Below are 13310 nucleotides of genomic sequence, written 5' to 3' on the forward strand. Positions count from 1 at the left end.
TCTCTATAAAAGCAGCAGGCGGCTTGCGCCGCCTGTGTTCAGTTCTTCTGTCGGCTCACCTTGAGCACGTTGGGCATCACGCGGATCTTGCGCATGATGTTGGCCAGGTGGATGCGGCTCTTGGTGGTGATGAGCAGGCTGACCTGATAGACCCGGCCATCCTTCTCTTCGGTGCTGATGGCGTGAATATTGGCGCCGGTGGCGGCAATCACGTTGGCCAGCTCGGCCAGCGCACCCTGATGGTTGACGATCTCGATGCTGATGCCGGTGCGGAACTCCTGTTCCTGCTCCTTGTCCACTTCCCACTGCACCGGCAGGTACTTGTCCGGCTCCTTGCTGTAGCCCTTGATGTTGCGGCAGGCTTCCTGGTGGATCACCAGACCCTTGCCCGGACTGATGTGGGCGATAATGGCATCTCCCGGGATCGGGCGGCAGCAGTTGGCGAAGGTGACCAGCATGCCGTCGGCACCCTTGATCGGCATCTTCTTGCTGCTGGTTTTGGGCTGCTCTTCCGGCGGCAGTTCATCCCCCAGCATGCGGCGCGCCACCATGACGCTCATGGCGTTGCCGAGGCCCACATCGGCCAGCAGCCCCTGCAGGTTCTCATGCTTGGTATCGGCCAGCACCTGCTTGATGCGCGGCTCGGGGATGTCTTCGATATTCTTGGCGCCCAGCGCATGGTTGAGCAGGCGGCGACCCAGAACCACCGACTCTTCGGTGCGCAGGTTCTTGAGGAACTGGCGGATCTTGGAGCGAGCCTTGGTGGTCACCACGAAGTTGAGCCAGGCTGCGTTGGGGCGAGCGCCCGGCGCCGTGATGATCTCCACCGTCTGACCCGAGTGCAGCGGGCTGCTGAGCGGGTAGGGGTGGCGGTCGACCCGTGAACCGACGCAGGCATGGCCGATGTCGGTGTGCACCGTGTAGGCGAAGTCCACCGGTGTGGCGCCAGCGGGCAGCTCCATGATGCGCCCTTCCGGCGTGAACACGTAGATCTCGTCGGGGAAGAGGTCGGTTTTGACCCCTTCGATAAATTCAAACGAGCTGCCGGCGCTCTGTTGCAATTCCAGCAGGCTCTGCATCCAGCGCTGGGCGCGGATCTGGGCAGTGGTGCCCGAACTGTCGCCATCCTGCTTGTAGGCCCAGTGGGCGGCAACCCCTTTGTCGGCCATCTGATCCATGAACTCGGTGCGAATTTGCACCTCCACCGGTACCCCGTGCGGCCCCACCAGAGAGGTGTGCAGCGACTGGTAGCCGTTGGTCTTGGGGATGGCGATGTAATCCTTGAAGCGGCCGGGGCGTGGTTTGTAGAGGCTGTGCATCTGCCCCAGCACCCGGTAACAGGTATCTATGTCCTTCACCTTGACACGAAAGGCGTAGATATCCATTACCTCATGAAATTGCAGCTCTTTTTTCTCCATCTTGTTGTAGATGGAGAACAGATTCTTCTCGCGGCCACTGACCTGATGCTCGATCCCCGCCTCTTTCAGGCGACCGCTGATTTCGCTCTGGATGGAGTCGATGATCTCGCGGCGATTGCCACGGGCGCGGCGCACCGATTCGCGCAACACGCGGGAGCGCATGGGATAGAGCGCCTCGAAACCCAGCTCTTCCAGCTCGTTCTTCATGGTGTGAATACCGAGGCGGTTGGCGATGGGGGCGAAGATTTCGAGGGTTTCCCGGGCGATGCGGCGGCGTTTGTCAGGGCGCAGGGAGCCCAGGGTACGCATATTGTGGGTGCGGTCGGCCAGCTTGATCAGAATGACCCGGATATCCTGGGTCATCGCCATCACCATCTTGCGGAAGTTCTCGGCCTGGGCCTCTTTGCGATCGCGAAACTTCAGCTTGTCGAGCTTGGAGACCCCGGCCACCAGTTCTGCAACCGCATTGCCAAACTGTTCGGCCAGATCGGCCTTGGTGACAGAGGTATCTTCGATGACGTCGTGCAGTACGGCGGCCATCAGGGTTTCATGATCGAGGCGCATGTCACCCAGGATCCGGGCAACGGCAACAGGGTGGGTGATGTAGGGTTCGCCACTGGAACGCATCTGGCCCTGGTGGGCATCACGGGCCACCACATAGGCTTGCTTGAGCTTCTCAACCTGCTCTGGCGGCAGGTAGGAACTGGCTATTTCTTTAAGGTTTTCAAATAAATACAAGACAGTCCCCGCAGCGGTGAAACGGCAATTCGTGGAATTGAGGGTATAGCCCTGAGTTTGCGAGGTTTTCGAGCGGTTGTAAATGGGGATGAACAGTCGGCACCCGGGCGGGTGCCAACCGGAGGAATAACTTAACCGCGGCCTTCGGCGATGGCAGCAACGGCAGCCAGCTCGGCGGCTTCCTGCTCTTGCTGTTCGTAGCGGTCCTGGGTGTCCATCACTTGATTGTTCACCAGACCCAGCTCGATCTCACGCAGGGCGATCACAGTCGGCTTGTCGTTCTCTTCGTCGACCAGGGGATCTTTGCCTTGTACCGCGATTTGACGAGCGCGGCGCGCGGCGACCAGCACCAGGTCAAAACGGTTACCTACCTGTTTTACAGCATCTTCTACAGTAACGCGTGCCATGCAGGACTCCAGTGTTTGGGCTTTCTGTATTTAGAAAAGCAGTGTTTAAAAATGACGCAAAAGTTTACTTGTTTTTGGCTTACTCTGCCAGTAGCTGTTGCAGCAAGTTTTTTTGAGCCTGTTGCTGGTGACGCATCTCCAGCCGTTGGCACTCAATAATGGACCTGAGCTGGAACAGCGCCTGCTCGAAGTCTTCATTGATAATGACATAGTCATACTCGTCGTAGTGCACCATTTCGGCAATGGCTTTCGCCATCCGGCCGGCAATCACTTCGGCGCTGTCCTGACCGCGCCCAATCAGGCGGCGCTCCAGCTCTTCGCGGCTGGGGGGCAGGATGAAAATGGATTTGGTCGGCATCTGCTCGCGGATCTGGCGGGCACCTTGCCAGTCGATGTCGAGGAATACGTCGATCCCCTTGGCCAGACAGGCTTCGATGGCGGCGCGTGAGGTGCCGTAGTAGTTGCCGAACACTTCGGCCCACTCCAGAAAATCACCGCGTTCGATCAGCGCCTTGAACTCTTCCACCTGGACGAAGTGGTAGTGTACGCCGTGCTCTTCGCCCGGGCGGGTGGCGCGAGTGGTGTGGGAAACCGACAGCTGCATCTTGCCCGCAGCGTTATGTTGGGTCAGCAAGGCATTGAGCAGACTGGATTTACCCGCGCCGCTCGGAGAGGAGATGATATAGAGAGTGCCTTGTTGCGCCATATTATTACCTTTAATCGAAACCGCTGTTTTGGTTGTAGCAGAGACCGCCGTCTTGTGCCCGAAAGGGAGACAGCCAAACGCAAAACGCGGAAAATTCTTGAGTCAGGAGGATGTAAAGGCGGCGAATTTTACCAGAATGCGGCGAATAAAAAAACGGCCGGAATCATATTCCAGCCGATCAAAGTATTCGTAGCTTGCTGCGGGAGCGTAACCCACATCAGCCTGCATTGTGCCTTTGGCTGGGGGCAGAGGCTATCAGGTTATCCCTGCCTGATGGCTCGGAATTCCCGAGGTGCCCTGTCACTACGGCAGCTGACGATCTGCACAGAGGCGGTTGAAGGCGGCGATTACCTGTTCGCTGGTGATTTTTCGCATGGCCTCCGGGTCTTTGAGACGGGTGCGCCAGCTCAATTCGGCCAGCGGCTTGCCGGTCTCCTGCTCGACCAGCTCCTGATAGACGCTGACCACGTAGTCGTGGCACAGATATGGGCCGGTGCGGGCCGGATTGTGGTGGGCATAGAGGCCGATCACCGGCGTGCCGACGATGGTGGCCATATGGGTGGGGCCGGTATCGGGGGCCAGTACCAGACTCGCCTCGCCAATCAGCGCCAGCAGCTGCTTGAGGTTGGTCTGCCCCACCAGATCGACCGGTTTACTCTGGCTGAGTTGCCGGATCTCGGCAGCCAGATCCCGCTCCAGTTTGGCAGGCCCGCCACAGAGATAAACCTGAAAGCCCTTGTTGGCGGCGTGATCCGCCAGCGCGGCATAGCCTGCGGCCGTCCAGTTCTTGAAGGCCTTGCTGGCGGCAGCGCAGATCAGCAGGGTCGGTTTGCCGCCAATCTTCTCCCTTGCCCACGCCTGATGCTCGGCGCTGATGGGCAGTTGCCAGTCCGGGGTCAGATCCTTGATGCCGAGCTCTTTGGCGAAAGCGAGGAAACCGTCCAGCACATGGGGGGAGGCAGGCGAAAGCACCTTGTGGTTGGTAAACAGCCATTGGCCGTCGTTGGCCCGTTCCCGATCAAACCCGAGTTTGACCTTGGCGCTGATGCCGAGGGTGGCAATGCTTGCCCGCATCGCCGCCTGCAGGTGGAGCAGGGCATCGAATTTGCGTCCCTTGAGGGTCTGCCAGAGATCGCGATAGCCGCGCCACCCCTTGCTCTTGTCGAAGGGGATCACCTCGACGCCGGGCAGATCGGCAAACAGGGTTGCCTCGATTTTGCCGGTGATCCAGGTGATGCGGGTCTGTGGCCACTCCCGCTGGATGACGCGCACCAGCGCCAGTGCGTGGCAGCAATCCCCGATGGCGGAGAGCCGCAGGATGCAGATGGAGGAGGGGGGCGTTTGAAATAGCGGCATGTTGTGGCGCACGGCTGGCAAAAAGGGTGGATGGCATTATGCAAACTCCCCTCTGGATTGTAAAATTGCGCACAATCGTCAGCCAGGATAGGCCGGGCCCAGCGCCATGACCTGTCTCTGCACGTCGTTGATTAAAGGCCACTATTGCGGGCATGCCAGAGCTGCAGCCTCATCGCCAATTGAAAAATTGCGATCCATGACCCACCGAGCGGGATCTCCACGATGCGAGTACAGACCGAACACAACCAGATCTGCTGGTATGCCGAAGGGGCCTTTCGCGACCCTTCTCCCCAGTTATTCGATCCTGCCTGGTGGCAGAACAACCGTCAGGTGGTGGGAACCTCCATCGGGCGGGGAGTGACCTGGTTCGTCAAGGATGAGTCCCGCCATCTGGTGCTGCGCCACTACTATCGTGGCGGCATGGTGGGCAAGGTGGTGCGGGATCGTTTCTGGTTCGAAGGGGTCGAGTCGAGCCGCGCCATGGCCGAATACACCCTGCTGGCCAAGCTGTGCGAGCTGGGGCTGCCGGTGCCGCGTCCGTTTGGTGCCCGCATGGTCAAACTGGGACCCTTCTATCGTGCCGATATCCTGATCGAGCGAATTCGCGGTGCCAAGGATATGGTGGCGTTGCTCAAGCAGGGGCCGGTAGCGACCGAGGTGTGGCACAAGATAGGTCAGACAGTGCGTCAGCTGCACGATGCCGGGGTCTATCACGCCGATCTCAACAGCCACAACCTGCTGCTCGATAAAGAGGGCAAGGTGTGGGTGATCGATTTTGACAAGGGGGCGATCCGCTCCCCCGGCGAATGGCAGAAGGCCAATCTGGAACGCTTGCTCCGTTCATTCAATAAAGAGTCTCAACTGCATACCAGTTTCCACTTCGTACCGGAGAACTGGCAGACCTTGATGAACGGGTATCAGGGAAAAGCGCTCTGACCCTGTTGCTCGGCGTGAACGCCAATGTTACTTATTGATCAGGTATTCAGATCCTGTTTCGAGGCACCCCATGGAAATGCTCAAGACACCTTTGGTCGATGTGACTGCCCGGCTTGATCCGGGTCTGCTGTCTGATGCCATGGCGCTGCTGGAGGCGGGGATCTGGAGCTGGTCAGCCCAACATGGACTGCAGCGTGATCCCTCCTGCCTGCGCCTGTTGGGATTGGGAGAGTGCTGGCCGGATGATCTCGGCTGGCTGGATCGGGTTCATCCCGACGATGTTGCCCGGCTGGAAGATGCCCTGCTCGCCTGCCAGAGCGGCCGCAGCAGCGGTCTGCGCCTCGAATACCGCATTCTGCATCATCACGGTCACTACATCCGGCTGGAAGAGCGGATGCGTCGTGATGAGCGGGGTTATCTGCTGGGGGTCGTCCGTCACCTCGATCCCGCTGCCGTGCTGGTGGAGGAGCGACATGGCACCGATCCGCTGACCGGTCTGGAGAGCCGTGGCCGTTTCGAGCAACTGCTTGAAGAGCGGCTGGCGACCGAGAGTGGCACTTTCAGTCTGCTGCAGTTTTCGGTCGATCACATGGCCAAAATCCAGCAGTTGTTTGGCGAAGCGGCTTGCGACGCCATGCTGGCCAAGCTGGCGCGTATCGTGCGCCACGAGCTGCGGCGGGAAGATCCCTTCGCCCGCTGGGATGAGGACGGTTTTATCCTGATGCTCTCCCAGACCGAGCGGATGAGTGCGCTGGAGATCGCCGAGCGGCTGCGCCTCGAGATTGCCGATGCCAGCCTGTTGTCACAGCGGCCGGTCACCGTCAGCATCGGGCTGGTGCAGAGTCAGGCTGGCGAGCAGCTCGATCATCTGCTGGCCCGGCTGGCCAGCTGTCACAGTCAGGCCAGACGGGAGCACAACACCGTCGTCGGCTGAGTGCGGTCAGGGTAGGCTGCGCTTGTCACGCTGGCAGACCCAGAGCGAGGCCAGCATCAGCAGGCCGCCGATGGTCAGTCGGGTCAGGTCGGTATCCTTGCCCCAGAGCAGCAGATTGACCAGCAAGCCGGCCGGAATGAGCGCATTGTTCATGATGGCCAGCACTCCGCTGGTGACCAGCGTCGCCCCCTTGTTCCAGAGGAAGTAGCCGAGGCCGGAGGCACCCACCCCCAGCCAGAGCAGAATACCCCACTGCAACCCTGACGTCGGATATTGCGGCTTGCCCAGTAGCCACCAGGCGGGCAGTGCGATCACCAGCGCCCCCAGATAGAAGCAGCCGAACACCGCCAGTTGCGGCGGTTGCTCCGCCTCCCGTGCCAGCAGTACCTTGTAGCCCACCTGACCGAGCGCGAAACAGAGGTTGGCCCCCTGTACCACCATAAATCCCAGCACATAGCTTTCGGTCAGGCCGTCGAAACGGATGACGGCAGCCCCGATCACCGCCAGCAGGGCGCCCCACAGATAGGTGGGCTTGAAGCGCCCTTCCAGCAGGTCGTGGAGCAGGGTGACGTAGATGGGGGTGAAGATGGTAAAGACCAGCACTTCCGGCACCGTCAGCAGCAGGAAGGAGTGGTAGTAGAAGAGATACATGATGCCGAGCTGGATGGCGCCGAGGGCCATCAGCTTGGCCGCCAGATCGGGGCGTAGCCAGCGGCGGCGCAGGAAGGGGAGAAACACCAGACTGGCGAGGGCGATGCGGGTCAGCACCGAGAAGTAGGCATCCACCTGGCCAGCGAGGTAGACCCCGATCAGGCTGAAGGAGAATGACCAGAGCAGGGTGACCCCTATCAAGTAGTTCATGTGTTTGATTTATCGTCAGTTGTCAATTTTAAGGGGGCTATGATGGCCGAGATGGAAGAGGCAATCCAGCGTTTATGGGCGCGATTGCCACAGGTCGGAGCATTTTCCTTTACCGCCAGCAATGGCGAGGGGTCGGCGACCGACTGGAATGGTCGGGGCGAGGGGCGTGTGCAGGTGACCGATCATCAGGGTGGCTGGCTGTTTAACGAGCAGGGCCGTTACATCACGCCTCATGGCAGGGAACTCGCCATGCACAACCGCTTCTGGTGGCAGCGCAGTGCGCGGGGGATCCGTCTCTCCCATCTGCGTTATGAAGCGCCGGTCGAGCTGTTCGAGCTGCTGCCGCAGGGGGATGGCCGCTGGCTGACCGCCGAGCCCCATCTGTGCGGGGCGGATCACTACAGCGCCGAGTTGACCGAGATCGACGGCGGTTTTCTGCTGAGCTGGCAGATCACCGGGCCGCGCAAGAACGAGCGACTCAGCTATCGCTATCTGATCTGACGCCGGCTGGCAGGCATAAAAAAACCGGCGCAGAGCGCCGGTAGCGGGGGACAAATCGGAGGTTTTTTAAAACAGTCCCAAAAACAGGAGAGATAGACTCTCGTCACACATTCAGAGATGGACTTCAGGCATTCAGGGCATAGCTCAACATGGCTTGCAGCTTGCTATCGAAGAACCAGGGCAGCAGTACCATCAGCAGGCCCAGGATCCCGGCCAGCCGCTGGCGATACTGCCAGCCGGCAATCAGTACCAGACCACCGCACAGTGTGGTCAGGATGCCTGACATAGGGAGACCTCGCGCTGCATGCGACGCTGTTGCGCCCACTGGTTCATGGCGACCGAGCCGAGGATCAGGGCCAGGGCCACGCCGGTGGTGGGGTGGATCTGCTCGCCGAGGAACAGGGCGCCCAGCATCACGCCGAACAGCGGCACCAGATAGTTGCTGAAGGAGGCGAACGTCGGGCCGGCCTTCTGGATCAGCGCCATGTAGAGGAAGTAGACCAGACCGGTACAGAGGGTACCCAGCACTGTGATCGCGCTCAGGGCCTGTGTGCTCGGCAGGGTCAGGCTGCTGAGGTCAACCATGAAGGGGGCGACCAGCAGCAACTGGATTGCCGAGGAGATCAGGATATTGCGGGCGACCACGACCGGATGGTCCTTGGCGAAGCGCTTGATCATCAGCAGGCCGATGGCGAAGCAGCTGGCACCCAGCAGGATGGCCATGGCACCGAGCAGACCGGCGTTCATGCCCTGGGAGAGTTTCGGCCAGAACAGGGTGAGTACACCGGCAAAGCCGATGATCACGGAAAGCAGACCGGTTTTGGTGATTCTTTCACCAGAAATAAACAGCGGTGCAGCCAGAATGGTCACAAACGGGATACAACCCATGACCACGGCGGCGATGGCGCTATCCACATACTGTTGGCCCCAGGCGACCATGATGAAGGGGATGGTGGCATCCAGCAGGGCGATCAGCATATAGGTGCGCCACGGAGTGTGCTCACTCTTGAGCCGCATGAACAGGCAGAGCAGACCCAGGGTCAGGCTGCCGCACAGGGCACGACCGGCAGCCACTAGAATGGGGGGCAACTCGGCAACGGCCTGGTGCATGAAAATGAATTGGGAACCCCACAGCAGGCCAATGGCCAGCAATAACAGATAGCTACGCATTTGAATCTCCGATGTATTAAGCCAGCGCATTCTAGGCAATCTGTTACTATGGTAAAAATGAATTGTTGGCATTTAACTATGGCTAATATCGATGGATAGCTCGCTCGCCCGTCTCGACCTCAACCTGCTCGCCGTATTCGACATGCTGATGCAGGAGCGCAATGTCACCCGTGCCGCCGAACGGCTGCATTTGTCCCAATCCACTGTCAGTCACGCCTTGGGGCGGCTGCGGGTGGCGCTGGATGACCCGCTGTTCGTGATGAGTCGGCGCGAGATGATGCCGACCGAGCGGGCCAAGGCGCTGGCCGGGCCGGTTCGTCAGGCGCTGGCGATGCTGGAGCAGGGATTGCGGCAGGCCAAGGGGTTTGATCCCGCCACTGCGCGGCGGATTTTCCGCATCGCTACCCCGGGCTCGGTGGAGCACGGGCTGGTGCCGGTGCTGGTGGAGAGGCTCCATCGGCAGGCCCCTCACTGTCGGCTTGAGGTGTGCGAGCTGGCCGACAGCAACTACGAGCGGGAGCTGGAGAAGGGGGAGCTGGATCTGGTGATCGGTTTCGCCGGGGCGAATCATCTCTCACCCCGCTTGTGGCGGGAGGAGTGGTTCAACAACCCGCTGGTCTGCCTGTCGCCCCTTGGCAGCGAATTGCCCGATGTGCTGACTCCGGTCGAGCTGGTGAGCCGTCCCCACATCCACACCTCCAGCTGGGGTCACAGTCAGGCGATGGTGGAGCTCTGGCTGGCCCGTTTCGGGGTGGAGCGGGAGCTGGGCGTGCGGTTGCCGAGCTTTATGGCGGTGCCGCCGCTGATGGCGACCGGCCGCTATCTGGTGGTGGTGCCCGAGATGATCGGGCGCCACTTCTGCCGCTACTACCCGCTGCGGATGCATCAACTCGACCCCGCCATCCCCATCGTCTACCTGATGGCGGGGCACCCGCTCACCGCCCATGACGAGGCGATCGGCTGGTTCAAGAGCCTGCTACACCAGCTGGTGTTCGACCTCTATGGCGACGATGCGCTCGGGACTCCCGCTCAGCGGATGTTGGCGAAGTAGTCGAGCCCCATGGCGCTTTTCACCTCCGCCAATACCTCATCGGTGATGATGCGGGCCTGCTCGGTGCCCTGATAGAGCAGTTCCAGCAGCATCTTCTTGTCGGCAATGGCCGCGGCACGGCGCTCCCGCATCGGGGCGAGCAGGGTCTGCAGGCAGTCATTGAGCACCTGTTTGCAGCGCATGTCCCCCAGTCCGCCTCGTCGGTAGTGGGCCTTCATCTCGGCGACCAGCGCCTTGTCGGGGTGGAAGGCATCGAGATAGGCGAACACCGTATTTCCCTCCACCTGACCCGGATCGCTCACCTTGAGGTGGTTGGGATCGGTATACATGGCGAACACCGCCTGTTTGACCTCTTCCGCCGACATGCCGAGTTCTATGGTATTGCCGAGAGACTTGGACATCTTGGCCTTGCCGTCGATGCCGGGCAGGCGGCCGGTGTCACTCAGGATCGGTTGGCATTCGGTCAGCACCTCTTTGCCTACCAGAGAGTTGAAGCGGCGGACGATTTCGTTGGTCTGCTCCAGCATCGGCAGCTGATCTTCCCCGACCGGCACGTGGCTGGCGCGAAAGGCGGTGATGTCGGCGGCCTGACTGACCGGATAGACCAGAAAACCGGCCGGCAGCGTGCGTTCGAACCCTTTCTGCTGGATCTCCGCCTTGACGGTGGGGTTGCGCTCCAGCCGGGCGACGCTGACCAGATTGAGGTAGTAACAGGTGAGTTCGGCGAGGGCGGGCAGGGCGCTCTGCAGGCAGAAGGTGGTCTTGGCCGGGTCGAGACCGACCGCCAGATAGTCAGCCATCACCTCCAGCACGTTGTCGGTCACCTTGGCTGGATTGTGGCCGTTGTCGGTCAACGCCTGTAAGTCGGCGATCATCACGAATTGACGGTAGTGGTGCTGGGCTTCGACGCGCTGGCGCAGGGAGCCGACATAGTGGCCGATGTGCAGTTTGCCGGTGGGACGATCGCCAGTCAGGATTACGGGGTTGTGCATGTCACTCTCTCCAGTTGGGTGAGCCGGGAGGCGACAAAGGGATAAAAACAATGACCGCCTCTCGGCGGTCACGGTGTTTTCTTTGGGAAATTTACATATAGAAACGCGGTGCCGCCTGTTTAGGAGCAGCACCACCAGTAGTTGTGATTGAATGCGGTCATGTTCATAGCAAATCAAACTACGCCGGTTTCATTACTTCTGCAAGGGGACGACCAGCAGATCGCAGGGCACCGTATTCATCAGCTGACGGGCGCTGGAGGTGAGCAGGCTCCAGAAGCTCTGGCGATGGCCGCACACCAGCAGGTCGATCTCGTACTCCTTGACCGCCTGATTGACCCGCTCGCTCAGATCGCCGCAGATCACCAGCTTCTTCTCGATGGGATAGTCCACCGAGGCCAGAAATGCCTCCAGCTTCTCTTTCGCTTCGGCGATTACCTGATCCTGCACGTTGTCGATGTCGATATCGATCATCTCGGTGTAGAGATCCTTGAGGTCCACATCGACATGGATAACCGACAGCTTGGCGCCGTTGGAGCGGGCTCTGTCCACCGCCTTGTCGATCACCTTGCGGTTGTCTTCAGAGAGGTCGATCGCGGCCAGAATATGCTTGTAATAGGTTGTTCCACTCATGGGGGTTCTCCTTACCGATCCTTCAGCCCACTATACCAATCTCTGCTGAAACTAAAATGGTGTCTCAGGCACAGTTTTGGGATTTAAATGAGTTTAATGACGTGTGACACAGGGTCAGCCACTCAGTTATTAACCACTATTTGCCTATAAATTAAACAAGAGTTTGACGCCGGTCACACCCCTCGGCTTGCCGATCAGGGGGGAGAGGCATAGGATGGGCCCGTGCTTCGCAATGAACACAAAACAACAAAAAGCATCTGAATACCGCTTTGGGGAGCCACGTGCTCCCTTTTGTTTTTCTGCCTCATTTCCCGCGGCTTTTCTGACTGATAGCGATCCGGCATCAAGTTAATTTCCTTCGATTTGGTTATGCTGTAGCCAGTTTCTTTGGAGGCCTTCCCATGATCATTCATCCCCAGATTCAAGGTTGTGTTGCCCGCAACTGTCACCCCATCGGCTGTCGCGCCGCCGTGCAGCAGCAGATCGAACGGATCAAGGCCGCGGGCCCGTTCAACGGCCCCAAGCGGGTGCTGGTGCTGGGTGCCTCCTCCGGTTTCGGGCTGGCGTCGCGCATTGCACTCGCCTTCGGTGCCGGTGCCGACACCATTGGTATCTCCTTCGAGCGCGGCCCTTCCGACAAAGGATTGGGCAGCGCAGGCTGGTACAACAACATCTGGTTTCGCAAGGAGGCGGAGCAGGAGGGGCGTATCGCCATCAACCTGATTGGCGATGCCTTCTCCGACGGGATGCGCCAGCAGGCCATCGATACCATCCGCCAGCAGCTTGGGCAGGTGGATCTGGTGATCTATTCGCTGGCGAGCGGCATCCGGGTGCTGCCCGATGGCACGCAAGTGCGCTCCGTGCTCAAGACTACAGGCCAGCCGTTCAGCGGCTGGGGGCTGGATCTGGAGCGCGATATTCTGGTGCAGCAATCGCTGGCACCTGCCACGCCGGAGGAGATCCGCGATACCGTCGCCGTGATGGGGGGCGAGGATTGGCAGCTCTGGATGCAGGCGTTGCAGCAGGCCGGTTGTCTCGCACCCGGCGCGCAAACCGTGGCCTACTCCTATATCGGCCCCGAATCCACCTATCCCCTCTATCGCGATGGCACCATCGGTTATGCCAAGGAGCATCTGCACGCCACCGCCGAGACCATCAACCTGCAACTGGCCGAGATTGGTGGCTATGCCTGGGTGTCGGTCTGCAAGGCGCTGGTGACCAAGGCGAGCGCCTATATTCCTGTGCTGCCGGTTTATCTCGGCTTGTTGATGGGGGTGATGAAGGAGCGCGGTGTCCATGAGGGCTGCATCGAGCAGATGCAGCGGCTGTTTGCAGCCAAGATGTATGGGCCCAATGGGGTAGTGGCCGATGGCAGCCGGCTGATCCGGATGGATGACCACGAGCTCGACCCGGCCATTCAGGCCGCCGTTTCGGCGCTCTGGCCCAAGGTGACGCCGGACAATTTCCACGCACTGGGGGACTTTGCAGGGCTGCGGCAGGATTTCATGCAGCTCAACGGCTTCGAGCTGCCGGGCGTCGATTATGCTGCGCCGGTGGATGTCGCCTCCCTTGGCGAGCTGACCCCCTGAGCTGAAAGAAACGGGATCTCC

General features: G+C 60.2%; 14 protein-coding genes. 5 read left to right on the forward strand and 9 right to left on the reverse strand.

Translation table 11 applies throughout. The features are described 5' to 3' along the window. Nucleotides 1-38: 38 nt before the first annotated feature. The 4 genes from spoT to AB5Y90_RS04635 all read right to left on the reverse strand — a co-directional run bounded on the left by spoT (nucleotide 39) and on the right by AB5Y90_RS04635 (nucleotide 4625). Nucleotides 39-2156 carry a bifunctional GTP diphosphokinase/guanosine-3',5'-bis pyrophosphate 3'-pyrophosphohydrolase gene (gene spoT, locus AB5Y90_RS04620; RefSeq protein WP_005339255.1) on the reverse strand — a complete coding sequence of 706 codons (2118 nt, stop codon included), beginning with the start codon at nucleotides 2154-2156 and terminating at the stop codon, nucleotides 39-41. Nucleotides 2157-2287: 131 nt separating this feature from the next. Further along, nucleotides 2288-2563 (reverse strand): DNA-directed RNA polymerase subunit omega, encoded by a 276-nt coding sequence (rpoZ, locus tag AB5Y90_RS04625; protein WP_005307060.1) that lies wholly within the window; start codon nucleotides 2561-2563, stop codon nucleotides 2288-2290. Between the two features lie 79 nt (nucleotides 2564-2642). Next, nucleotides 2643-3269: a guanylate kinase gene (gene gmk / locus AB5Y90_RS04630; RefSeq protein WP_005357125.1), complete on the reverse strand. Its 627-nt coding sequence runs from the start codon at nucleotides 3267-3269 to the stop codon at nucleotides 2643-2645. Between the two features lie 303 nt (nucleotides 3270-3572). Beyond that, entirely contained in the window at nucleotides 3573-4625 is a 1053-nt protein-coding gene (locus tag AB5Y90_RS04635) for a glycosyltransferase family 9 protein (protein WP_368166611.1), read from the reverse strand. A gap of 222 nt (nucleotides 4626-4847) precedes the next feature. On the opposite strand from AB5Y90_RS04635, the gene AB5Y90_RS04640 reads away from it, so the two are divergent. Further along, a complete protein-coding gene (locus tag AB5Y90_RS04640) occupies nucleotides 4848-5561 on the forward strand; it encodes a 3-deoxy-D-manno-octulosonic acid kinase (protein ID WP_307895905.1) in 714 nt (237 codons plus the stop codon). A 70-nt stretch (nucleotides 5562-5631) separates the two neighbouring features. Further along, nucleotides 5632-6495: a sensor domain-containing diguanylate cyclase gene (locus tag AB5Y90_RS04645; RefSeq protein WP_040069586.1), complete on the forward strand. Its 864-nt coding sequence runs from the start codon at nucleotides 5632-5634 to the stop codon at nucleotides 6493-6495. Between the two features lie 6 nt (nucleotides 6496-6501). On the opposite strand, the gene AB5Y90_RS04650 is transcribed toward AB5Y90_RS04645, so the two are convergent. Continuing rightward, nucleotides 6502-7356 carry a carboxylate/amino acid/amine transporter gene (locus AB5Y90_RS04650; protein ID WP_216947667.1) on the reverse strand — a complete coding sequence of 285 codons (855 nt, stop codon included), beginning with the start codon at nucleotides 7354-7356 and terminating at the stop codon, nucleotides 6502-6504. Nucleotides 7357-7395: 39 nt separating this feature from the next. On the opposite strand from AB5Y90_RS04650, the gene AB5Y90_RS04655 reads away from it, so the two are divergent. Continuing rightward, nucleotides 7396-7857 carry a DUF6314 family protein gene (locus tag AB5Y90_RS04655; RefSeq protein WP_307895906.1) on the forward strand — a complete coding sequence of 154 codons (462 nt, stop codon included), beginning with the start codon at nucleotides 7396-7398 and terminating at the stop codon, nucleotides 7855-7857. Between the two features lie 124 nt (nucleotides 7858-7981). Here AB5Y90_RS04655 and AB5Y90_RS04660 read toward each other — a convergent pair whose 3' ends face one another. Both AB5Y90_RS04660 and AB5Y90_RS04665 read right to left on the reverse strand, forming a co-directional pair. Beyond that, entirely contained in the window at nucleotides 7982-8143 is a 162-nt protein-coding gene (locus AB5Y90_RS04660; protein ID WP_005339236.1) for a hypothetical protein, read from the reverse strand. Then, complete coding sequence (locus tag AB5Y90_RS04665) at nucleotides 8128-9027, reverse strand: DMT family transporter (RefSeq protein ID WP_005355734.1); 900 nt, start codon at nucleotides 9025-9027, stop codon at nucleotides 8128-8130. Before AB5Y90_RS04665 ends, AB5Y90_RS04660 begins: the two co-directional genes overlap by 16 nt. Nucleotides 9028-9118: 91 nt before the next feature. Between AB5Y90_RS04665 and AB5Y90_RS04670 the strand changes: the two genes are divergently transcribed. Then, nucleotides 9119-10078 carry a LysR family transcriptional regulator gene (locus AB5Y90_RS04670; protein WP_005339232.1) on the forward strand — a complete coding sequence of 320 codons (960 nt, stop codon included), beginning with the start codon at nucleotides 9119-9121 and terminating at the stop codon, nucleotides 10076-10078. On the opposite strand, the gene trpS is transcribed toward AB5Y90_RS04670, so the two are convergent. Both trpS and AB5Y90_RS04680 read right to left on the reverse strand, forming a co-directional pair. Then, nucleotides 10057-11070 (reverse strand): tryptophan--tRNA ligase, encoded by a 1014-nt coding sequence (trpS, locus tag AB5Y90_RS04675; protein WP_103252027.1) that lies wholly within the window; start codon nucleotides 11068-11070, stop codon nucleotides 10057-10059. The genes AB5Y90_RS04670 and trpS overlap by 22 nt on opposite strands. Before the next feature lie 192 nt (nucleotides 11071-11262). Continuing rightward, entirely contained in the window at nucleotides 11263-11700 is a 438-nt protein-coding gene (locus AB5Y90_RS04680; protein WP_005339229.1) for a universal stress protein, read from the reverse strand. Nucleotides 11701-12101: 401 nt separating this feature from the next. Here AB5Y90_RS04680 and fabV point away from each other — a divergent pair, with 401 nt between their 5' ends. Then, complete coding sequence (gene fabV, locus AB5Y90_RS04685; RefSeq protein ID WP_368166612.1) at nucleotides 12102-13289, forward strand: enoyl-ACP reductase FabV; 1188 nt, start codon at nucleotides 12102-12104, stop codon at nucleotides 13287-13289. Nucleotides 13290-13310: the final 21 nt, after the last annotated feature.

The sequence above is a fragment of the Aeromonas sp. R4-1 genome, from assembly GCF_040908325.1.
Taxonomy (GTDB): domain Bacteria; phylum Pseudomonadota; class Gammaproteobacteria; order Enterobacterales; family Aeromonadaceae; genus Aeromonas; species Aeromonas veronii.